We start from the raw sequence: 20,400 nt of genomic DNA on the forward strand, positions 1-20,400 counted from the left end.
TTCCGCTTCATCTCTGGTCCTTCCCTAAAGGGCCAGACTCCAGTTCAACATGGATTAAGCCGCGGGGGCAACGTCACGGCGCCTGAAAGCAGCGGCGACCACCGCGGCGCTGGCCGGGACACCTCGGCCGGACGGCGCCACTGCACCAGGACGGCCCCGCCGGCGTTCTGGCCAATCTGCATCAAGCCAGAGCAGGCGAGTTACCGCCTCAAGCGCGGAGGCTGCCTACACCCGACCAAACGACCACGAGCGAGCCAAACGACATGCCCGACGCAGAAGCAAGGAAGCCCGTCACGCTCAGCCGCGAGGAACTGTATGCGCAGGTCTGGGCCACTCCAATAAGTCGCATGGCGGCGCAATACGGGGTTTCTGGCAACGGTCTTGCCAAGATCTGCGGGCGCCTTCATGTACCCTATCCGCCACGAGGCCACTGGGCCCGGAAAGCGGCCGGCAAGAAGGTCACCCAGGTGCCGCTGCCGACGATCCGTCCGGGCACGCCGGCTCAGGTGACAATCACGCCCACCCTCCCGGCACCGACGCCACCGCAGACGCCGCCCGAGCTATTGGAAGCCCTTGCCGCCGCCCGCCGGCTGACCGCCGGCCTCAAGGTCCCCGGCAGGCTAACCCACCCACATCGCGTCGTCGCCGGCTGGATCGAGGAGCGCCGGCGCTGGCGCGACCAGGCAAAACAGCTTTCGTGGGACCGCGGCGAATACGTTCCGCCTGACTTCATGCCGATGGAGCGCCGCCGGCACCGCCTCCTGAGCGCCCTGTTCATTGCGCTCGAGAAGCACGGCTACACGGCGAAGGTTGACGAACGCGGGCGCCCGGCGGTGGAAGTCGACAGGCTGCCGGTCGCCCTCACCATCAAGGAGAAATATCGCCAGGTACGCCTACCGTTCACCGAGGAGGAGAAGAAACGCGGTTTCAATCCGAACCGACCCTGGAAGCGGGAAATGCAGCCCACCGGCCTGCTGCAGCTATCGATCGAACCCGGCCTGCATCCGGCTCTCGCCCAGTCCTGGATCGATACACCCGACCAGTCGCTCGAACAGCAACTGCCGGAGATCGCGGCCGTCCTCGTTGCGGCGGCACCGATCCTGCAGGAGCGCCGCCGACAATACGAGGAAGACGAGCGACGACGACGCGACGAGGAAATGCGGCGCTACGAAGAGCGTCAGGAGCAATTGCGGGAGCGCAACCGTCTGCAGGGCTTCCTGGAGCTTGCTTCACGCTGGAGGCAGGTGGAAGACGCCCGCCTGTTCTTGCAGGCCTTGGCAGCGCGCGCGGCCAACGAGACGGCCGAACTCGTCGGTGATCAGACGATGGATGAATGGGTCGCATGGGCGCGTGAGCGTCTCACCGCGCACGACCCGGTCGAAGCCGGAGTCGCCACGGTGTTTCGGACGATAGCATCCATCGATCAATGGACATACCGCGGCAATTAGCGACGCACTTGTCATCCGATTAGCCCTTGGTTGAATCCGCTCCTCACTTACGAATGGCTCGTCGCTTAGGAACAGATTCATGCCTCAGACTAGGAAGCGCTTGCGCCGTAAGGCCATCCAAAAGAGCGCGGGCGACGCCTGTTGGGCCTTGACGGCGCGCGTCCGTTTTAATTGACTCCGATCTCCGAGGCTCGCATAGGTCGAATCAATCCGTGCCGTGCGGCGATTGGCGCTGTTAATGCCGCGATCATAGGCGCGCGGCGATTTCATGATGCCTCGCGACGAAGAACATAATTGCGAAAGCAGGATGGAAATGCCAACGACAGTTCTGAACCTTTCAGGTTTTTTCTATCCCGCCTACAAGGCCGCTAACTCGTCGTTTAGCGCCGATACATTCAAATGCGCCGAGGAGACTGTTCAAGAACTCCTCGATTCCACGACTACTCTAGACCACCCGGGAATGCTCCTGGGTAAGGTGCAGAGCGGCAAAACAAGAACTTTCATCAGTGTCTTAGCTCTCGCGTTCGACAACGACTTTGACGTCGCGATCATTCTCAGCAAGAACTCGCGCGCACTCATCGAGCAGACATGCAAACGTGTAAGAAGCGAATTCAAGTCCTTCATCGATGAAGGGGAGATTGAAGTCTACGATATAATGCACGCGCCCGAGCGTTTTGGGGCCTTCGAGCTCGAATCCAAGCTGATCTTTGCCGCCAAGAAGCAGACCGACAATCTTGATCGGCTAACGGACCTTTTTTCTCATAGCCCCGCGATGACCGGAAAACGCACACTCATAATCGATGATGAGGCTGACAGCGCTTCAATCGGTTACGCAAAGAAAGGAGGACTGATCGAGGCAAAGACCATCGCTTCTCAAGTAAGTACACTGCGATCAGCCATTGCTCAGTGTTCATTCCTTCAAGTTACCGCGACACCTTATTCGCTCTATCTCCAACCGACGGAGGTCGAGGTCGCCAATGTCATGACATTCAAGCCGACTCGCCCAACCTTCACAAAACTCGTACCAGTTCCTGAGGGGTACGTCGGTGGCGACATCTATTTTGGCGAGGCCTCGCGTAGTGAGGGCGATACGCTCGAAAGTCTCATTCATCATACTGTCGACCACAATGAATTTGCCCGCCTAAAGAAAAAGGACCGTCGCAGTCTGGATCCTGACGACGTTCTGACCTCCGACAAAATCGAAGGCTACAGAAGCGCAATCGTGAACTTCATCGTCGGCGGAACAATCCAGCGCATCAACGGCAGGAATGCCGGACTCAAGGACAAAAAGCTTAGATACTCGTTTCTTCTGCATTCGGAGCCCGGCCGAGAAGCCCATGCGTGGCAGGAGACAATTACTCGAACGATGGTCGCAAAGCTGTCTTCGGTCGCCGCCCATGGTGATCCTATCTTCACTCATCTCATAACCGCATCGCATGCGGACTTATCGCGATCTTTGGCGCTCGATGCTAAGCCCATCCCGCAACTGTCGGATATTCTTATAGCCACTGCCAACGCGCTGCGAGACGAACATGTAACGATTACAAAGGTCAATTCCGACGATGATGTTGCCTCCTTACTGGATGACTCGGGCCAATTGAAGTTGAGAAGCCCGCTCAACGTTTTCATTGGAGGTCAGGTACTCGATCGCGGGGTTACGTTGTCGAGTTTAATCGGATTTTACTATGGCCGGCGACCCAATAAATTCCAGCAGGACACCGTGCTTCAGCATTCCCGTATGTACGGCTATCGTCGAGCCGAGTTGGCAGTCACAAGATTTTATACGTCGCGGACGATACGTTACGCGATGGAGCAAATGGAGGAATTCGATACTTCACTGCGCGAGACGGTTGAGGCGGGCGGCGACCGAGCAATTCAATTCATTCGCAAGGCTACGGACGGATCGATCGTGCCGTGCAGCCCAAATAAGATTTTGGTGGCAACTACGCAGACTCTGCGACCCAACAAGCGGCTGCTGCCGATCGGGTTCCAGAGCGGATATCGCACAGGGGCGCGTGGCATAGGAGCAACCATCGAGGCCTTGGACGCCAGCATCGAAGCGGTATGCGGTTTCAATGGCGAACGTCCGACGCTGGTACCGCTTAAAACAGCAACCTACTTGTTGGATCAAATCAGGCCCACTCTAGAATTTGAGGATGATGAAACGCCGGACTTTGATTGGCCTGCTGCGGAGGCCGCACTCACTCATCTGAGCCATCAAGCGATCAACCCCAGCGATCGTGGCAAAGTGTGGCTCTGGGCTGCAACGGACAGAAACTCCTCGCGTCTTGCAAGCGCCAGTTCACATGCGACTTTCATCGAAACGCCGGATTCCGAACGAACCGAAGGACAGCTCGCAAAGCAGTTCGCGGTCCAACAACCCATCCTTTTCTTGCTGCGACAAAACGGCAACGAAGATAAGGGATGGAGAGGCACCCCGTTTTACTGGCCTGTCATTCGCGCGCAAACTCAAACGCCGACCGCGATTTATACGGCAAAAACGATAGATTAGGCGGCGCTGCTGACCTCTCATGAGCCTTGCCGCCCAAATCGGAGCTTCGCGGCGACTTGCTACTAGATATGGTCTCCTTGGACGCGGGGGACGATTGAAAAAGAAGGCCATGGGTAGCCAGCTATGCAAGATTGGATGCTGCCACGAATTACTGACTACTGGGACCAACGAGTTCGGGCCATAGACCGTCTATCACGGGCATTAACGGCGATTCCTTCATCTGACTACCTTGGAGAGATGGCCTTGTTGCGGGCGGCAATTGCCCGTCACGTTGGCGTTCTCACAGATCAGGACCTGATCATGGCCGCCGTAGTCATGGCCGCTGCTCGGGCTTGCTGCGGCTGATCTCGTCGATCAGCACCGATTCAGCGCCCCACACGGTGGCCGGCGTTTGGAGGAACCGCACTCCCGTCCCCTCGCGATCGGGATAGGGAAAGCCCACCAGGTCATCGAACGAGATCAGGCTGGCATTGTAGTGCCGATGCTGAAGATTCAGCGCCTCCGACAGCGAGTTGAGCAGGTAGGTCTTGCCAGTACCCGACGCACCGATCAACAGCAGCGGATCCCCGGTGACCAGCGCAGCGAGGATGACCGGCTCGATCTCGCCGAAGCCATAGACCCCTAGCGCGGTAAGATATGGACCGGAATTGCGGGCCGGCAGCGCGCTCGGCTCCTTCTTCTCGCAAATTTCCACAACGGATTGACCAGCCTTCGCGCGAAGACCCGACCGACGATTTGACATAAAAAACCCCGAGATTGCACACGCATCTGGAGGGCTGGCGACCTACTGTTGCCCTTGCGGGCCACATCGTCGTGCCACCGTTGCCGGTCAAGGCTGGTTGGCGGGACCGTCAGGTCCTCTCAGGATGCAAAATCAGCGTTAGCATGCCGTTATCGAATGTCAAAACGAAAGTCAGGTCGCGCGGCGGATCCAGAATTGGCCGAGGTACGTGGACAGGGGACCTTCAGCAAGGCAATCTGTCGAAAAAAGGCTGCACCTCATTTCGATCAGTCGCGTCCAAAGGATCCGGCCACATTGTTGGCGTTCAGCACGCCGATGCCGCTTGGATAGCGGTCCCTTCTTTTGCAATTTCAATTAGTTCCGATCATCTGGACGTTCTTGATCGCCATCTATACTTCTTCAGCATCAACCAAAACGATAGTTTAAGGTCCCAGCACCTTGGCAGCGTCAGACCAACTGTTAATCTCCTCGGGGAGACGAGACCGACTATCGCTGGACGTGGCCAACATCCTGCTGGCCGAGAAACACCGTTTGGTGCTCGCCGAGGACAACTGCGTAGGCGGCCTACTCGTGCGCGGGTCATGCCGCCGTCTCGGGCCAGTGCGTTCAATGGACATAAGACTAGTGATCTCGCGTGGCGCCATGCGCATCTAATGCATTCAACGCGCTCAGAGTTTCAAAGGGAATCGATGCCGAAGGGTTTGAGTGCTTCTACGGTTAAGTCGTGGTTCCAGTATCGATGCGAGCGCAAAGTTCGATACGAGCTTTCTAGCGATGAAGAACTCGCTTCTGTTCCCATCATCAAGGACGTGCGGGAGCAAGCATGGGCCATCCTTGGTCGAGATTTCGAGGACCGTATCGTACAGCGATTAGATAAAGAGGCGGGCGTCTTAGTACCTTCTCCTGGAGATCGAGGCGGATTGTCCGAGGTTCTCGCGAGCGCTTTCATTAGAGGAAAACGGCCTGAGCGGTATGCTGCGCAGATTAATCTTCGCACAAAAGAAACCCCGGCCTTCCTTCAAGGAGCGCGCCGGCCCTTTAGACTCAATATAACCAAGCATTTTCGCGCAACCTGGGGCAACCTTAGAGCGGCCTGCGCGGCTTCAGATAGGTCCAATCACGTACAAAAAGCATACAATTGTGACAGGGGTGACGGCACGCCGGCAGGCTTCGCAAAGCTCGCCGGCGCGCGACGTGACCCGACCCGCGGCTGGGAGACACTTCGCACCTCGGCACGCCATGGCCGGCATCGACAGGGAAGCGCCCGCGATCGCGCAAACCGCGGCAGGCGTCTTCCCTGCAAACGTCTGCGTCGCGCCGTTGGCGCCGAACATTCCCCCGTGAGCTCGGCAGGGGCAGCCTACGGGGTGTTCACTACCATCGGCGCTGGAAGCTTTATCAGCCCGTTGGACAACGCGGTCGCGCGCCCTGTGCGAGCGGCTATCATCTACTAGTTTGCATGATTGAGCATGCTGCGCGAGCAGGTTATAATCTTCGACCTCGGACGGATGTTGATGACACGACCCACTGTCGAAGCGCGTTTGACGCTCAACTTGCCTGTCACAAAATTGTGAGTCCACCTCATAGAAGGGTCGATTCGCCTGCTGCGCCGAACGTCTTTAAAACACGTCAGGATGGACTGAATTTCAACTAAATGGCGAAGCGCGCTGGTCGCGGCGATCAGCTTCAGACTCTCAACTGGTAGGCGGCAAGGATTCGAGAACGTGTTCGGGGCGGACCATAATCTTCATCACTCGCGGTCGCACCCTCCGACATTCGATCAAAATCTCGAATGAGAACTTCACCTCCAAGGCAGAAAAGACGCTGCGAAGAATCCGCCGGTCGGCGGGCGACGCCAGCTTGCTTGGCGGGCGGATAGCGGCTGAGCGAATCTTCACCTTCCGACCCGGTGCACCAAAACTCGAATCCTTCCGGACGCAACATCGATCTTCTTTTAACGCCGATTAACCAGGCCGGCTTTAGTCATTTCTACAGAAACCCATCGTTTGCTATGCCGGTGACCGTCGAACACATCGGCCGTCTTGCAGGGGTAAGTGACATTCCAAGACCATCGAACAAGGCGGCGCGAAAGAAGAGGCCGCTCAAGCCCGGGCGGGGCGCGGTAAAAGGCGCGTCGTTCGAGCGGTCAGTCTGCAAGTCGCTTTCCCTCTGGGTTTCTGGAGGTCTCCACGAAGATTGGTTCTGGAGGTCCGCGATGAGCGGCGGGCGGGCGACCGTGGGTCAGAAGACGGGGAAACACCTCGCATGGCAGGCAGGAGACATCAGCCCGACCGCACCCGGTGCCGAACGTCTATCGGAGTTCTTTTACATCGAGTGCAAGTGCGTAAGGTCCCTGGACCTCAGCAGTTGGATTTTCAGGGGAACGGGCAAAGGCCTGCAATTCTGGAAAGACGCGTGCGTCAAGGCGAATATCTATAGTAAGCACCCGATGCTAATCGCGAAGGAGAACGTAACCCGCACTTTGTTGATCGTGCCTTCGGTCCTTCCGAACATCGAGATTGCGTCCGCTGCGCTCGCGCGACTGCCGGATTCAACCTTCTACGATTACGAAACAGTCCTCTCTCAAGCGTTCTGGCTTGCGCGGCGTTAGACTAGACGCGTCTTCCCGCGCTCGACTAAGCTTCGACCATGAGCGAACGCCTCACACCTCTGCCGGGCACCGCGACCGCGGGACTTGGCGCATGCAGAACGCCGACGCGGTGATCTCAGACGGGCGCCTTGCGACATTCGCCGTTCTCGGAAATCCCGACGCCGGCGACGTCTCGCTGATCGGCACCGGGTTCTATCTTCAGGGCATGGCCCAATCTGATCGTCCGCGCCAAGATCGAGCGACAAGCAACAGGATGCCCTCCTGTACTTTTCGTTTCCGGGGTCCCGGGTGCCGGTCACGATGTGCTTATGGCGTGCCGCCAGTCTGACGCTCGGCTCAGGCCACAGAAGCCAATCGTTTGGGGCTTGGACCAGTATCGCTCATTGCCTCCGGCGCCCGTCAGTGCGCTTGTCCTACGGTCTGCTCGCGTTGATTGCGATCTGCGGTATGCAAGTCGCCGCCCGCCCAGCGTCCGATCATGACAGCTAACGCGAACATGAGCGCGACGAAGGCTATCCTCTGCATGCCGTGTCAACGCCAAGAACCCGCAGATGTTGCTTCCGTCGCAGTCGTTTGGCGCAGGCGCTTGTCCGCGAGCACACCCGGTGACCAATTCATGGGCCGCCTTGGAGTCGTGCCGGGTCCATCTCTTAAACCTCTCTCAAGGCCGGCAGCACGTGTTCCCCGAATGCGTCGATAAAGCTCAGTTGGCGCCGCCCGACTTGATGCAGATGGATTTCGGCGAACCCCATTTCCGCGTACTCGGCCAGCCACGCTCGGTGCTGTCCGAGGTCCGCGGAGACCAGGACTGACCGACGAATGTCCTCCCCCTTCACGAGACGGCCAACTGTGTCGAAATCCTGTGGTCGACGGAGGTCCCAGTTCACCTCTCCTCCGGCGACATTTGGCGCCCATTGGTGGAGCGCCTCGGCTTCAGCCTCTTGCTCGCTCGGTGCCCATGATAGCGCCGCCTGCAGAATGACGGGCTTGCCGTGCCCGCCGCCGCGGCGGAACGCCCCTACCACCTTTCCAAGTTGCTTCGGGGCCGCCTGAACCGTGATGAGAGCGTCGGCCCAGCCACCCAGCCATTCTGCCGTCTTCTCGGTCACGGCAGCACCGACCAACATCACCGGCTCTTCCGGGCGGCTGTAGAGCGTTGCCTCGATGACCGTGACGCGGCCACGATGAGTAACGGTCTCGCCCGCGAAAAGCGCCCTGATGATCTCTACACATTCAAGAAGGCGTGCGTTGCGCTCCTGCTTTTCGGGCCATGGCAGTCCAGTGATAGATTCGTTGATCGCCTCGCCGCTGCCGAGCGCCAGCCAAAAGCGACCAGGGTACATCTGCGCCAGGGTTGCAGCGCCCTGAGCTAATACGGCGGGGTGATAACGATAACCTGGTGCCGAGATGACGCCGAAGGGTAGCGAGGTCCCTTCCATGGCGGCCCCGAGCCACGACCAGGCGAACCCGGAATGGCCTTGGCGCTCGCTCCAGGGATGGAAATGGTCGGACGACATCGCGCAGTCGAAGCCCGCCTCCTCCGCGCGCTTGGTCCAACGCAGCAGATCCGACGGCGCAAACTGCTCGTGCGAAACGTGGTATCCGAAGCGCGCCATCTTTTCTCAGTCCTTGCAGATGGACATCGGTTTGCTCTGCGTACAGCAACGTGTGCAGCCTGCGTGTACCTGCAACGCCTCAGCGCAAGCCGCCGTTCCTTTGCTGGCGAGAGGCGCGAACTGTTGGACGCGAACCCTTGGATTTGGATATCACCCGCCTGGTTGAAATGAACGACTTCGGGTTTGCATCTGGGACGTGACCGCGCACTCGCGGGCTTGAGCATCGGTGATGTTTTGCAGCTGGCACTCTGACATCAGCCGGTCGCCAGTCTCGCGGCGGACTGCCTGCGAGATGAGGAAGCCCGCCATCAGCAGCGCAAGCAGCGCAACGGAGATTACCCGCGCATCTCGCACGATAGTCCCTGTGACTTGTCGACCCTCTCAAGCAGGGGCGTACTTTGAACTCCCAACGAGATGCACGTTTCCAAGCTGCGTGGGGTTCACCGCGCCCCGCAGTGAATAGAGGATGGTGTTTGCCGCGGCCAGCGTCTTCCTGCGCTGGCAAGTAGGAACGCCCGAGCGTGCGGCGCGTCGTCACAGGTGCGCGTCTCTCGCGCTCGCCATCAACCAAAAGAGACCATGAAACATTTGTTAATACCGCCTACTCCAATCGATACAGCGATAGCGACTTCAGCAGCCCGCCACACCAACCCCGTTATTCAGGACTTTGCGAGATCGATGACATGGGCGGCTGATGCTCGTGTACTCGGTACGTTGGCGGCCGTAGGTTGGATCGTGTCGCGCGGAGGCGATAGGCGGCAACGCCTTGTCACAAATCACGTAGCTATATCGCTCACGGCAGCAGTCATGTTGCCGAAGATCATAAAGCGAGTGATCGATCGAACACGACCGGACCGAGTCGTCGTAGGCGAGGACCGACGCGCCGTTGGGACGTCCGGCCAGCCGCATGACTCCTTTCCGTCGGGACATGGTGTGCACATTGGTGCGATCGTCTCAGCTCTGAGTTGGGCCTATCCCAAGAAAACAGCAGTATTCCTGGCGATTGGGGGCGCGTTGGCAGCAACCAGAGTGGCCGTGCTTGCGCACTGGACGACCGATGTCGTGCTGGGACTGACCTTTGGCGCGGCGATCGAACGAGCGGCGCGACGCGTCAGTGGAGCGCGACGCGGGAGTACCCGCGCCTGAGACAAGCAATGACCGACAAGCCCCTCCTTCTCTTTCCCGGGATGATCGGGCCGCTGCGAGTGGCCCGGGTATACGGCTACCTGGTTCAGTACGGAGACGCACTCTACCATCCCGGCGGCACGCAGCCGATATGCACAATGGCTCTGGCGCGGAAAATGGTCGAAGGCGGCTGGCTCGAGCAGCACGGCCAACGCTATGAGCCGACGAAGCAGGGTCTGCGAGCGACGGAGTGAGGTCGTCGGAAAATTAAGGAACGGCCCCAGGCCAGGGGGAAGGACCAGGGCTGAGGCCGCTCCGGACTACCTTACAGATAGCCGCATGCGTTTGAAACGCATGGAGAAACAAAGATGGCTGCTGCACATCGCTCCTATCTACCGTCTTGTTCGTTCCCGCCGCCTCATCCGATGCCACTTGACGGGCACACCACGATGCTTCGCCGACGCAACTGAGATCACGAGCACGCGTGACGTCAGATCATGGACGGCTGAGCAGATCGACGGGATGAGGAACCGGGCAGCTCCCAAACAACTTTGGACACGATGATAAAAGAATCTCTTCGGCAGCAGGCCGACCGAGCTGAGGCACTCGCCGCCCAAACGGCGGACGATCAAGGTTCGCGATGCCCTCCTCCAGGCGGCGAGACAGTATAGAGAGCAGCTCAAGACCGAGGAGAGTAAGCCGAGACCCGAGGCGTAGCCGCGGGCCCTTTGGAAGCCCGACGCTTTCGCGGGTTCCGGGATTCGGCTTAGCGGGACCAGGTAACCGCGTCCACTCATTGCCATCCACGGTTCCACAAATCTCGACATAATCTTGTCCGGATTTCCCATTAGTTGCGAATAACTTAGCCGAACAGCGGGGGCGTTGGACGGGCGGCACCACGCCGCTGCAGGAACCGCTATGCCTTCATCGACCACTCTGCCTTCCCGCTCGACCGCCGCAGTCCTTCGCGACGGCGTCTCCCGCCTCCAAGCCACGCTGAAACTCACGACGGCGATCCTGGCCTTGGCCGCCGGCGTCTACACTTATCTCGGGGTCCGAGAGCTGCTCAACGGCAGCCCGACAATGGACGTCTTTGCCGCGGCCATCTATTCGGTTGCTGTCTCCGTGGGCATCTATGCATTCTGGGTGTTCATGATGGAGCTCATGCCGCATGTGCTCGATCGTGTTGGCCGTGGCTTGATGATGGGCTGCATGCTGTTGGGCGCACTGATGATCGTGGCCATGTCGTCGTGGCTGAACGCCTCGGCTTTGGCAGGCGCCGCCGCGATCCAGCAACATCTAGCCATCACGGTGCAGAACTACGCGCGTGACCTGGACGCTGCGAACACCAACGCTATCGCCGCGCAAAGCCTGCTGCCCGATATCCAGCTCGCGTCCTCGCGTTTTGCGAAGCTGGCCGAGGCGGAACGTACGGGCTCGCTGACCGGTACGGCGGGATCCGGCACGGTCGTACAGCTCCTAACTCAGATGTCGAGCCAACTCGACAGTCTTGGGCAGCAGGTGCAGGATTCCGCCAAACGCGTTTCGGCGTTATATGAGCAGGGTGGCAAAAACCTTGCGAAGATGCGCGAGTTGATCTCAGACCGCGGGCCGATATCGTCGCGAAGCGATGCCTTCGCAAGTGAATCGCTGGCGCTGATGGGCGTGATCGCCAACCTGCAACAGACGTCGGTGGCACCCGCCGTCAAACGGGCAGCAAGCTCGCTGTCTTCCGGCTTCATCGCACCCGCGCCCGGCGGCCGCTCAGCCGATTTGGCGGAGCGCCAGACTGCGGTTGTCAGCAAAGTCGAATCCTCGATCGCCGCACAAGCGGCTTCGCTCGCCAATGCCGCCGACAAGATCCTGGCGCTGCCGCGCATCGAGCCGTCGCGTTTCCAGACCATGTCTCCCGCCGAGGCTGTGCTGCATTACGCCGCCGATTTCATACCGAGCTGGGCCGGCGCCATCTCGATCGACCTGATGCCTGCGGTGCTGGTCTTGATCCTGTGCGTCGTCCATGCCTCGATCCGGCACCAAGAGCTGCCTGGGGTCGGCACGTCCGACATTACCGTTGCCGAATTGGTCGCAGCATTGGAGATGTCCGGCGATGTCGAGCGTGCGCGGCGCTCTAGCTGGGCCGATCCCCTGCAGACGCCTGGAGACACGACGCCTCCCGAAGAGCCAGTAGCGTCGCCCCCGTCGTCCGAGGAGAATGTGACGTCGCTGTCGACTATCCGGCACACGAAGTAACCACATGGCTTTTCCAGCTTCTCTCCAGAGACATCTCGTAGGCTGGCTGACCGGCGACCCCGACCAAGCAATCCTGCGGTGGATCTTTCGGTCAGTGCTCGCCTCGACGATTGCCCTGCTCGCGATCGATCTTGCTCAGGTCAACGGATGGATCACATCAGCACCGGCCAGGGATCTACAAAGCCGACCCGAGCTTGCTGTCCCCCTCGCCCCTGGCTCGATGCCGACTGTGGTGGAGCCCGCCTCCACCCAGCGCGACAAGCGGCTGGTATCGGTGCCGCAGCCGGACGACACATTGAGCCGGCCAATGAGCTTCGAATTAGCCAGCGGTGGCCGCCTGATGGCTATGGGTACGATCACCCCAGGTTCATCGCAGGTGTTTGCTGCGGAGATCGAAAAGCGCGGTGACTACGTCAAGACGATTGTTCTTAACTCGCCCGGTGGATCCGTCGCAGACGCCCTCGCGATCGGGCGTCTGATCCGCAAACGTAACTTCGCCACGCGGGTTGAAGCCGGGCGATACTGCGCATCAGCATGCCCGCTCGTTTTTGCCGGAGGCGCGGAGCGCCACGTCGACCCAAGGGGGCTCATAGGCGTGCACCAGATTGTAGCCATTAAGTCTGCACCTGGAGGGCTCGGCCCCGACGAGATGAGCTTTGCCCAGCGAGCATCCGCGCAGTGTTTGGCTTATCTCGTCGAAATGGGGGTAAACCCACGCGTATGGGTTCACGCGATGGAGACACCACACGACCGGCTCTTCGTTTTCCAACCCGATGAGCTTGTGGCGATGAATCTCATCACTGCAGATCCGCCGCGATTATGATGGGCGAGCTAAGAAGAGCTTGCTGCTCACCACGCTTCCGGCCGCGCGCTCCGGGGAGGCCTTTCCGCCGCTCCGCGTCGCCTTGCTCGAAGCCGCCCTTCCCACCACCACGAGGGCTGCGTCCTCGACCCCGCAAGCGCTCGGCGGGCCCACACGATTAGGCCAGGATGGTGAAGAGTATCGCGGATATTCCGATTGTGGCCGGGAGCGTCAATACCCATGCCAGGATTATCCGACGGACCGTTTCGAACTGCAGGCCCGCTCCTGATGCCACCATTGTTCCCGCGATTCCGCCGGTGACAACGTGCGTCGTGCTCACCGGGTACCCGGTAAGCCCCGCGGACCCGATCAGAGTTGCGGCGACTAGCTCCGCGGAGGCTCCTTGGGCCGGCACGAGGTGCTTTCGGCCCAAGCCCTCACCGAGGGTTCTCACAATTCCCTTATATCCGAACATGGTGCCGCACCCCAGACAGAACGCGCTGATGATGCGAACCCACCAAGGTGCATACTCGACGGAGCGCATAATCTCATCGTGCGTCGTCTTCGCCTTCAGCCGATCAGATTCCGACAGCTCTTCCGAGCTTTCGGCAGCACGGAGTGCCGCCAAAACCTGGTGCAGCTTCGCCCTCGTCTTGGAGCGATCCGCGGCTGGGATCTGCTGTAGTGAATGTTTGCTCGAGAACTCGGCATGGAGCTCATTCGCGCTTTGCACGCCTTGCTGCTTCCGATCGTCCCCACCACGCGCGATCAAGTCGGCAGCAACTGGCATGCAATCTGCAATCTTCGCAATGGAAGTCCGGTCCATCGAGAGGTTCAGGGCGTAGCTCGCCGGCGTCAGCCCGATGATGGTCAGCATGATCAGCCCGATACTTTTCTGGCCATCGTTCGTGCCGTGCGCGAACGAAACGCCCGTGCAAGTCAACAGAAGGAGCACGCGCAGGCCGATGGGTGGAGGCAGAAGGTCCTCCGGCGTCTCGAATGCTCTCTTGTCGCGGATGGCAACTGCAAGCAATTTAAAGAGAGCAAGCGCAAGACCGAATCCGAGCAGCGGCGACAGCAGCAACGAGCCGAGCACGATCCCTATCTGAGCCCAGTCGATCGCAATCGTCAGATCTTGCGCCCCCTTGAATGCGACCGCGAGCGTAACACCGATTAAGGAGCCTATCAGCGCATGCGAGCTCGAGTTAGGAAGAGCCAGCCACCACGTTCCCACGTTCCAAATCAGCGCCGAGACAAACACGGCCGTCAACATGCCCACGGCTTGGCTGCCGTCCGGCGGTGAGAGCACCTCGGGCGGAATGATTTCGACCAAGGCGTATGCGACAGCGACGCCGCCGGCAATAACGCCAAGAAAGTTCATCAAGCCGGACCATATCACGGCCGGTGTGGCACCAAGCGCATGAGTATAGATGACGGTCGCAACCGCATTCGCCGTGTCATGGAATCCATTGGACAATTCGAAGAGCAGCACGAGCGCGAAACAGAAAGACAGGACCAAGACCGTCAGTGCAGATCCGCCATCGATGGAAGGCAACATCGTCTCGGGTCCCCGGCAACTCAGGGCAAAAGCTTCGTCCAGGGCGATTGTTCCAGCCCCAAGAGCCACTGCGAAGTTTCAGGGCTGTTTCGCCAAAATTGATCGTCCCCTCCGGCCCGGACCTGAAGCTTGGTGACAAGCAGGAGAAGAACCGCACCCTCGCAATTAGGAACGAGGGGGTGGATCTCGAATTGCGTGTGGTGCCGGCCGCCTTCACGCGAATGGGCCAATCCTCTGCTCGTTCCGGGGCGCGGCCGGCTTGTGTGTTCGCGCAAGGAAGCTCTAATGTACCAGCTCATTCGCTCCCGCCCGGTGATCTCCGGCACGATCTTCATTCTTCTCGGTGTCTTCTTTGCCGGGGCCGGCGGATGGCTCGTCGCGCTTGGCGGCAGCTGGTATTACCTGATCGCTGGGATCGGCCTGATCGCCACCGGCATTTTGCTGATCCTTGGCCGTCGGCTTGCCCTGGTCATCTACGCCGTAGTTTGGCTGTACACCCTGATCTGGGCGTTCTCCGAAAGCGGCCTAGACCCATGGAATTTGATGCCCCGCGTCGTCGCCCCGACGCTGCTCGGGCTCTATTTGTTGATGCCCTGGGTGACGCGAAATCTTGCTCCGCCGTTGCGCATGGACCGGCGTGGGTCTGTCGCAGCGGCCGGACTCGTCATTGCCGGAATGCTATGGGCAGCGGGCACCTGGTTCGGGCCCCAGGCCGCGCATTCGCAAATGACGGCTCCCGTCGACCGTACCGCGGCAACCGACAATGATTGGCCATTTTACGGGCACGGCCCCGAAGGAGACCGTTTCGCCGCACTGAACGAAATTTCGCCGGCCAACGTAGGTCAGCTGAAGGTAGCCTGGACCAACCGCTCAGGTGATAGTGCCGACCAAGCCGAAATCCGCCACGAGCGCGAATTCCACAGCGAAGCCACTCCGCTCAAGATCGGAGACACGCTGTTCACCTGCTTTCCGCACAGTGTCATCTTGGCCATCGACGCGACGACGGGCAAGACGAAATGGCGCTTCGACCCTAAACTCGATCGGGACGGCAATCCCTATCTGGTCTGTCGCGGCGTTGCCTATTACGAGGTGGATGATCCCGCCTGTCCGCGTCGAATCTACGCTCCGATGTTCAATGCGCAAATCGTGGCGCTCGACGCCGAGAGTGGAAAGCCATGCGAGGGCTTCGGCGACAAGGGCTTTGTCAACCAGCTCGAGAACATGGGATCATCGCCGGCGGGCTACACCATTTCCACCTCGCCGCCGCTCGTCATCAATGGTCGCATGATCGTCGGCAGCCGTATCCGCGACAATCAGGCGGTGGACGAACCCTCGGGTGTAGTTCGCGCTTACGATCCAAAGACCGGCGCGCTCGTTTGGGTGTGGGACATGGGCCGCGGGGACGACGCGACCGGGCCGCTTCCGCCGGATCAGGTTTATACAAGGGGCACTCCGAACGTCTGGGGGACGCTCACCGCAGATCCCAAGCTCAACATGGTATATCTGCCGCTAGGTAACGCCACGCCGGACTATTTCATCGGCAATCGCCGGCCGTTCGACAATAAGTACGGCAGTTCGATCGTTGCCCTGGATATTACCACAGGCAAGCAGAGGTGGTCTTTCCAGACAGTACATCACGACCAGTGGGACTTCGATCTTCCGGTTGGGCCGTCCCTCGTAGATCTGCCCTCGGAGTCCGGGCAGGTTGTTCCCGCTCTCGTGCAGACAACGAAGCAGGGGCAGATCTTCCTGCTGAACCGGGAGACCGGAGCGCCCGTCGCGTCGGTTGAAGAACGTCCGGTGCCCACCGATGGCGTTGTGCCCGGCCAGCCGATATCGACGACGCAGCCGTTCTCGGTTGGAATGCCTTCCTTCACGCCGCAACAGTTGAAGGAGAGCGATATGTGGGGCGCGACGCCAATCGACCAACTGATGTGCCGGATCGAATTCCATCGCCTCCGTTACCAGGGCATTTTCACCCCGCAAAGCACGCAAGGCATCATCGGGCACCCTGCCTTCGATGGCGTGTCCGATTGGGGCGGCGCATCGATAGATCCCGAGCGCAAGATCATGGTGCTCAACACCATGGTGATGCCGTTCAAGATTCGAATGATTCCGAAAGACAGCGCTGAAGCGAAGCAAGTATCGGGTGGCAGTCAAGTGGGCGAGGCGCCGCCTCCGAACACCGGAATGAACTACTACCCCCAGCGCGGCACGCCGTTCATTGCAGCGGTGGGACCCTGGCTCGGCATCTTCCGTACACCCTGCGCCGGCCCGCCTTGGGGCCAACTCTCCGCAGTCGACCTGAAGAGCCGGAAGCTGCTTTGGAACGTGACGCTCGGGACCTCGCGCGATACCGGCCCGTTCGGCGTGCGCTTGCCGCTGCCGCTCGGCACGGGCGCTCCCAACGTAGGCGGCGCGGTCGTGACCCGGAGCGGACTCATCTTCATCGCCGCGACGACGGACCAGTATCTGCGCGCGTTCGACCTGAGCACCGGGAAGGAGCTGTGGAGCGATCGTTTACCCGCGGGTGGCCAAGCGACGCCGATGACCTATATGGGTTCCGACGCCCGTCAATATCTGGTCATTACCGCGGGCGGCCACGGAGCTCTCGGCACGCGGTATGGAGACTACACCATCGCTTACCGCCTGCCATAGGGCGACGATTTTAACCTGGTTGTGGGACTGCCGGCGAAAGCTGCTGCGCGCCTCTGCGGCGAGATCAGGTCCGGGTCTTGGTCGGCCCCTGATCCGCTCGATCTCTCCTGGTCAAAACAACTACCGAGATCGCGAGCACGCCGAGGCTGGCAACCACGATTCGACTGCTCTGCGGAAAGGAGACGAGCATACTTGCAGCGATCATGACCGCCGCGAACAGCAGATCCAGGGCAAGGTGCGATCGGAACGGAATGACCGGCAAGAGGCCGAGCTCGTAGTCAGTCAATAGACTATAAACCAGGGCGCTTCCGCCAAGCAGCAGAAGGATGGTCTTCCGTGTGCTGTGCATGTCGTAGAGATAGGGCAGCAGCAGCACAATCAGCCCCACGGAATAGTCGGCTATTCCGTGGATTGATGTGGAAAGTAAGCGCATTGCGGTCTCCGGCCTGTCGAGCTGAAGGCGGACCAAGTCGGCCCGAGCTGCTGGCCCCCTGAGGCTCACTTGAACTCTAGCGCCACATTGTGGGGGCTTCGCCGAGGGCGGTTCGCCCGACGTGCTTCAGATTGGCGACCGAAGTATCGCCGGCCATCGCAGCTTCGAGAAGCTTGGAGGCGACATATGTGCGAGCGCTGGTTTCGTAGCGGGAGACGCTCACGCAAACCTCATCGAGAACCGCCCGCAGAATGGCGGTAGTTTCGGCGTCGAACATGGGAACTCCTCTTCCGGCACCCGAAGCGATACCGGAATCCGGGATTTCGGTGATTCAATTGAGTTAAAATGTGAGAACTTTTTGAGCTGGCCGTCGTCTGCGCCCACGTGCAAGATGCTCGAGCATCGGCTTCTTTTACTTTTTCGCCATGACTCAAGAGAGCTTCACTCAACTCCGTCCTTCCAACGAGTCAGCCGCACGACCCGCTCCAGCGTCAACCCTTGAACAACGATCGAGAACACCACCACCGCGTAGCAGATCGCCAGAAGTTCGCTCTTCCATTCGCTGGAGCCGGTACTCAGCGCCAAGGCAACCGAAACCGCACCGCGCAACCCACCCCAGGTCAGGACGACGATTGCGGGCCAACGGTTCGGATTCCTTTTATGAAGCCACAAGGCGGTGCCGATGATGCTTGCCGCTCTGACGAGCAGACCGAGCGGGATCGCAATTGCCATGACGAACAAGGTCGAGCTTTCGAGACGCGCAAGCCCGAGCATCTCGAAGCCGATCAGCAAGAACAGCAGCGAGTTCAGAATCTCGTCGACCACTGACCAGAACAGCGCAAGATTGCGGCGCGTCCTTTCGCTCATTGCCTTGCGGCGTCCGCGACTGCCGATCAAAAGGCCCGCAAGCACCACCGCGATCGGGCCGGAGGCGCCGAGACCGTTCGCGAGCGCATAAGACCCACTCGCAACAGCCAATGACATGGTGATCTCCAGGGGATAGTCGTCGATGCGCTTCATGGCCATATAACCAATCCAGCCACTTCCTGCGCCAATGATGACGCCGCCACCAATCTCTCGCAAAAGATCAAAACTGATGGAGCCAAACGTGGGATGCGCCCCTACCGCATAGGACAGCGCGGTCTGAAAAAGCACCACCGCTACGCCATCGTTGAACAGGCTCTCTCCCGCCATCACCGCCTGCAACTTTTTGGACAATCCAACTCGCGACAGGATCGTACCGACAGCCACGGGATCTGTTGGCGCCAGAATTGCACCGAGCACGAGGGACCAGGAGAGCGGCATCTTCACCCCGGTGAGGCTGAAGGCGAAATAGATCCCCAGCCCAAACAGCGCGGTCGCGATTACTACGCCGGCCGTCGCCAGAAGAAAAACCGTGATCTTGCGGGACCACAACGCAGAAACATCGACCTGCAATGTACCGGCAAAAAGCAGGAAGCAGAGGACGCCGTTCAACAGCGTATCCGGCAACTCCCGGATCCCTAGAAAGTCCTGGAGTGCCAGTCGCAGGTTCAAAGCGGGAAACAGAGCGCCGAACGCGATCACGACAAGCGATGCCATGAGCGCAACCACCGTCAGCCCAATCGTACCGGGAAGCCGCAGAACCGTCCGGTTGAGAAGACCGAACGTGGACGCAAGACAGAATAGCAATGCTATGAATGAAAGTGGCGACATCCCTCGGCCCTGATCGCGGCCGCATGCTCGATAGTCCAGGCTGGCACGTCACCACGGCGAAACTGGAGAGCCAGTATCCGGGCGCAGCACGCGACTTGAGCCGCGCCCGCTCGTCTGACTTCGCCAGCGGGCTACTTGTCGCTGCCCTGCCCTGATGAGCCGGACGTGGCGTTGCTCGTCGCAGGTTGGCCCGTCCGACCCCTGCCTGGACTGATCCCACCCGCCGCATTGTTGCCGTAGCTGTTGCCCTGGTTGGTATGGATGGTGCCGCTGGCGTTCGTGCCCGCGGTACCCTGAACGCTCGACGAATTGGTCGTCGTTTGTCCCGCGGCCGACCCGCCCGAATTGCTCTGCGCGAGGGCAAAGGGCAAACTGCCAAACATGAGGCTTAGAAAAATCGCGATATACTTCATGTTCTATCTCGGCTCCGTTTTCGAAATGGATCTGCAGCCTCGTCGTACCCACGCCGGCTGCTAAAGAACATCAGCGCCATCAGTCCGCAGCCAATCGCGAGCGAAAAGAACGATCCAAGGCCAAGTGCGATCCAGCCGTTCTCGTCCATGGCGACGTCGTCGACGCCATTGGTTGCATCCGAGACCCACACGATACCGACCACGACAAGTGCGAGCATGGCGCACAACGCAACGATGAGAATTGCTTGACCTAGGCTTAGGCTTCGCATGGGCGGCTCCTTCGACCGGCAACTGCAACGATGCGCGGCGGTTCCTAAGACAGTTTCCGGCTGGGCTGCCGCTTCGCAATCTCTGCTTTCAGATCACAGCAGACACGGCCGCCTGCGTCGGAAGAGCCGGCATGCGCGAACAAGGTAACGGCGGTACGCCGGCAGCTGAGAAGATGATCAACAGCTACGGACTTCTGAAGCTGTCAGGGTGAGGAAGCCGGCGGCTTTTCTCTGTTCAGACGGGGGGCCGAAGCCAGCTCACTAGGAA

17 protein-coding genes and 1 riboswitch are annotated in these 20,400 nt (G+C 59.9%); of the genes, 8 read left to right on the plus strand and 9 right to left on the minus strand.

The window, feature by feature from the left end; translation table 11 throughout:
- Positions 1-263: 263 nt before the first annotated feature.
- Positions 264-1,448, plus strand: a complete 1,185-nt coding sequence (locus AC0L3U_RS14890) for a hypothetical protein (protein ID WP_473362201.1) — start codon at positions 264-266, stop codon at positions 1,446-1,448.
- Positions 1,449-1,532: 84 nt separating this feature from the next.
- Here the strand turns inward: AC0L3U_RS14890 and AC0L3U_RS14895 are convergent, their stop codons facing one another.
- Complete coding sequence (locus AC0L3U_RS14895; RefSeq protein ID WP_473362202.1) at positions 1,533-1,718, minus strand: hypothetical protein; 186 nt, start codon at positions 1,716-1,718, stop codon at positions 1,533-1,535.
- Between AC0L3U_RS14895 and AC0L3U_RS14900 the strand changes: the two genes are divergently transcribed.
- Positions 1,717-3,960, plus strand: a complete 2,244-nt coding sequence (locus AC0L3U_RS14900) for a Z1 domain-containing protein (RefSeq protein ID WP_473362203.1) — start codon at positions 1,717-1,719, stop codon at positions 3,958-3,960. The two genes, AC0L3U_RS14895 and AC0L3U_RS14900, sit on opposite strands and share 2 nt — an antisense overlap.
- A gap of 313 nt (positions 3,961-4,273) precedes the next feature.
- On the opposite strand, the gene AC0L3U_RS14905 is transcribed toward AC0L3U_RS14900, so the two are convergent.
- On the minus strand, positions 4,274-4,702 hold the full coding sequence (locus AC0L3U_RS14905; protein WP_473362204.1) for a hypothetical protein: 429 nt from the start codon (positions 4,700-4,702) through the stop codon (positions 4,274-4,276).
- A 34-nt stretch (positions 4,703-4,736) separates the two neighbouring features.
- Positions 4,737-4,835, minus strand: a riboswitch (SAM-I-IV-variant riboswitch).
- Positions 4,836-6,713: 1,878 nt separating this feature from the next.
- On the opposite strand from AC0L3U_RS14905, the gene AC0L3U_RS14910 reads away from it, so the two are divergent.
- Positions 6,714-7,313, plus strand: a complete 600-nt coding sequence (locus AC0L3U_RS14910; RefSeq protein WP_473362205.1) for a putative PDDEXK endonuclease — start codon at positions 6,714-6,716, stop codon at positions 7,311-7,313.
- A gap of 650 nt (positions 7,314-7,963) precedes the next feature.
- Here AC0L3U_RS14910 and AC0L3U_RS14915 read toward each other — a convergent pair.
- Positions 7,964-8,929, minus strand: coding sequence for a TIGR03885 family FMN-dependent LLM class oxidoreductase (locus AC0L3U_RS14915; protein WP_473362206.1), 966 nt, complete (start codon positions 8,927-8,929; stop codon positions 7,964-7,966).
- 678 nt (positions 8,930-9,607) lie between these two features.
- On the opposite strand from AC0L3U_RS14915, the gene AC0L3U_RS14920 reads away from it, so the two are divergent.
- From AC0L3U_RS14920 to AC0L3U_RS14935, 4 genes are all read left to right on the plus strand, one after another.
- On the plus strand, positions 9,608-10,075 hold the full coding sequence (locus AC0L3U_RS14920; RefSeq protein WP_473362369.1) for a phosphatase PAP2 family protein: 468 nt from the start codon (positions 9,608-9,610) through the stop codon (positions 10,073-10,075).
- Positions 10,076-10,083: 8 nt separating this feature from the next.
- The gene (locus AC0L3U_RS14925; RefSeq protein ID WP_473362207.1) at positions 10,084-10,308 is read left to right on the plus strand and encodes a hypothetical protein; all 225 of its coding nucleotides are present in this window, start codon (positions 10,084-10,086) and stop codon (positions 10,306-10,308) included.
- Between the two features lie 664 nt (positions 10,309-10,972).
- Complete coding sequence (locus AC0L3U_RS14930; RefSeq protein ID WP_473362370.1) at positions 10,973-12,304, plus strand: hypothetical protein; 1,332 nt, start codon at positions 10,973-10,975, stop codon at positions 12,302-12,304.
- A 4-nt stretch (positions 12,305-12,308) separates the two neighbouring features.
- Positions 12,309-13,127, plus strand: a complete 819-nt coding sequence (locus AC0L3U_RS14935; protein WP_473362208.1) for a COG3904 family protein — start codon at positions 12,309-12,311, stop codon at positions 13,125-13,127.
- Positions 13,128-13,284: 157 nt separating this feature from the next.
- On the opposite strand, the gene AC0L3U_RS14940 is transcribed toward AC0L3U_RS14935, so the two are convergent.
- Positions 13,285-14,664: an inorganic phosphate transporter gene (locus AC0L3U_RS14940; protein ID WP_473362209.1), complete on the minus strand. Its 1,380-nt coding sequence runs from the start codon at positions 14,662-14,664 to the stop codon at positions 13,285-13,287.
- A 285-nt stretch (positions 14,665-14,949) separates the two neighbouring features.
- On the opposite strand from AC0L3U_RS14940, the gene AC0L3U_RS14945 reads away from it, so the two are divergent.
- The gene (locus AC0L3U_RS14945) at positions 14,950-17,322 is read left to right on the plus strand and encodes a membrane-bound PQQ-dependent dehydrogenase, glucose/quinate/shikimate family (protein WP_473362210.1); all 2,373 of its coding nucleotides are present in this window, start codon (positions 14,950-14,952) and stop codon (positions 17,320-17,322) included.
- Between the two features lie 64 nt (positions 17,323-17,386).
- On the opposite strand, the gene AC0L3U_RS14950 is transcribed toward AC0L3U_RS14945, so the two are convergent.
- The 5 genes from AC0L3U_RS14950 to AC0L3U_RS14970 all read right to left on the minus strand — a co-directional run bounded on the left by AC0L3U_RS14950 (position 17,387) and on the right by AC0L3U_RS14970 (position 20,132).
- The gene (locus AC0L3U_RS14950) at positions 17,387-17,755 is read right to left on the minus strand and encodes an SPW repeat domain-containing protein (RefSeq protein WP_473362211.1); all 369 of its coding nucleotides are present in this window, start codon (positions 17,753-17,755) and stop codon (positions 17,387-17,389) included.
- Positions 17,756-17,831: 76 nt separating this feature from the next.
- Entirely contained in the window at positions 17,832-18,032 is a 201-nt protein-coding gene (locus tag AC0L3U_RS14955; protein WP_247453462.1) for a hypothetical protein, read from the minus strand.
- A gap of 164 nt (positions 18,033-18,196) precedes the next feature.
- Positions 18,197-19,450 carry a cation:proton antiporter gene (locus AC0L3U_RS14960; protein WP_473362212.1) on the minus strand — a complete coding sequence of 418 codons (1,254 nt, stop codon included), beginning with the start codon at positions 19,448-19,450 and terminating at the stop codon, positions 18,197-18,199.
- A 131-nt stretch (positions 19,451-19,581) separates the two neighbouring features.
- Positions 19,582-19,863, minus strand: a complete 282-nt coding sequence (locus tag AC0L3U_RS14965; RefSeq protein WP_473362213.1) for a hypothetical protein — start codon at positions 19,861-19,863, stop codon at positions 19,582-19,584.
- Complete coding sequence (locus tag AC0L3U_RS14970; protein ID WP_027567585.1) at positions 19,860-20,132, minus strand: hypothetical protein; 273 nt, start codon at positions 20,130-20,132, stop codon at positions 19,860-19,862. The genes AC0L3U_RS14965 and AC0L3U_RS14970 overlap by 4 nt, the downstream gene beginning before the upstream one ends.
- Positions 20,133-20,400: the final 268 nt, after the last annotated feature.

This window comes from Bradyrhizobium sp. Kon69 (assembly GCF_055807515.1).

Excerpts from the sequence above, each read along its gene's own strand:
- AC0L3U_RS14910 (WP_473362205.1), top strand. The coding sequence starts at position 6,714 with ATGCCGGTGACCGTCGAACACATCGGCCGTCTTGCAGGGGTAAGTGAC.
- AC0L3U_RS14965 (WP_473362213.1), bottom strand. The coding sequence starts at position 19,863 with ATGAAGTATATCGCGATTTTTCTAAGCCTCATGTTTGGCAGTTTGCCC.
- AC0L3U_RS14920 (WP_473362369.1), top strand. The coding sequence starts at position 9,608 with ATGACATGGGCGGCTGATGCTCGTGTACTCGGTACGTTGGCGGCCGTA.
- AC0L3U_RS14905 (WP_473362204.1), bottom strand. The coding sequence starts at position 4,702 with ATGTCAAATCGTCGGTCGGGTCTTCGCGCGAAGGCTGGTCAATCCGTT.
- AC0L3U_RS14925 (WP_473362207.1), top strand. The coding sequence starts at position 10,084 with ATGACCGACAAGCCCCTCCTTCTCTTTCCCGGGATGATCGGGCCGCTG.
- AC0L3U_RS14945 (WP_473362210.1), top strand. The coding sequence starts at position 14,950 with ATGTACCAGCTCATTCGCTCCCGCCCGGTGATCTCCGGCACGATCTTC.
- AC0L3U_RS14940 (WP_473362209.1), bottom strand. The coding sequence starts at position 14,664 with ATGTTGCCTTCCATCGATGGCGGATCTGCACTGACGGTCTTGGTCCTG.
- AC0L3U_RS14960 (WP_473362212.1), bottom strand. The coding sequence starts at position 19,450 with ATGTCGCCACTTTCATTCATAGCATTGCTATTCTGTCTTGCGTCCACG.
- AC0L3U_RS14950 (WP_473362211.1), bottom strand. The coding sequence starts at position 17,755 with ATGCGCTTACTTTCCACATCAATCCACGGAATAGCCGACTATTCCGTG.
- AC0L3U_RS14895 (WP_473362202.1), bottom strand. The coding sequence starts at position 1,718 with ATGAAATCGCCGCGCGCCTATGATCGCGGCATTAACAGCGCCAATCGC.
- AC0L3U_RS14930 (WP_473362370.1), top strand. The coding sequence starts at position 10,973 with ATGCCTTCATCGACCACTCTGCCTTCCCGCTCGACCGCCGCAGTCCTT.
- AC0L3U_RS14970 (WP_027567585.1), bottom strand. The coding sequence starts at position 20,132 with ATGCGAAGCCTAAGCCTAGGTCAAGCAATTCTCATCGTTGCGTTGTGC.
- AC0L3U_RS14955 (WP_247453462.1), bottom strand. The coding sequence starts at position 18,032 with ATGTTCGACGCCGAAACTACCGCCATTCTGCGGGCGGTTCTCGATGAG.
- AC0L3U_RS14935 (WP_473362208.1), top strand. The coding sequence starts at position 12,309 with ATGGCTTTTCCAGCTTCTCTCCAGAGACATCTCGTAGGCTGGCTGACC.
- AC0L3U_RS14900 (WP_473362203.1), top strand. The coding sequence starts at position 1,717 with ATGATGCCTCGCGACGAAGAACATAATTGCGAAAGCAGGATGGAAATG.
- AC0L3U_RS14890 (WP_473362201.1), top strand. The coding sequence starts at position 264 with ATGCCCGACGCAGAAGCAAGGAAGCCCGTCACGCTCAGCCGCGAGGAA.
- AC0L3U_RS14915 (WP_473362206.1), bottom strand. The coding sequence starts at position 8,929 with ATGGCGCGCTTCGGATACCACGTTTCGCACGAGCAGTTTGCGCCGTCG.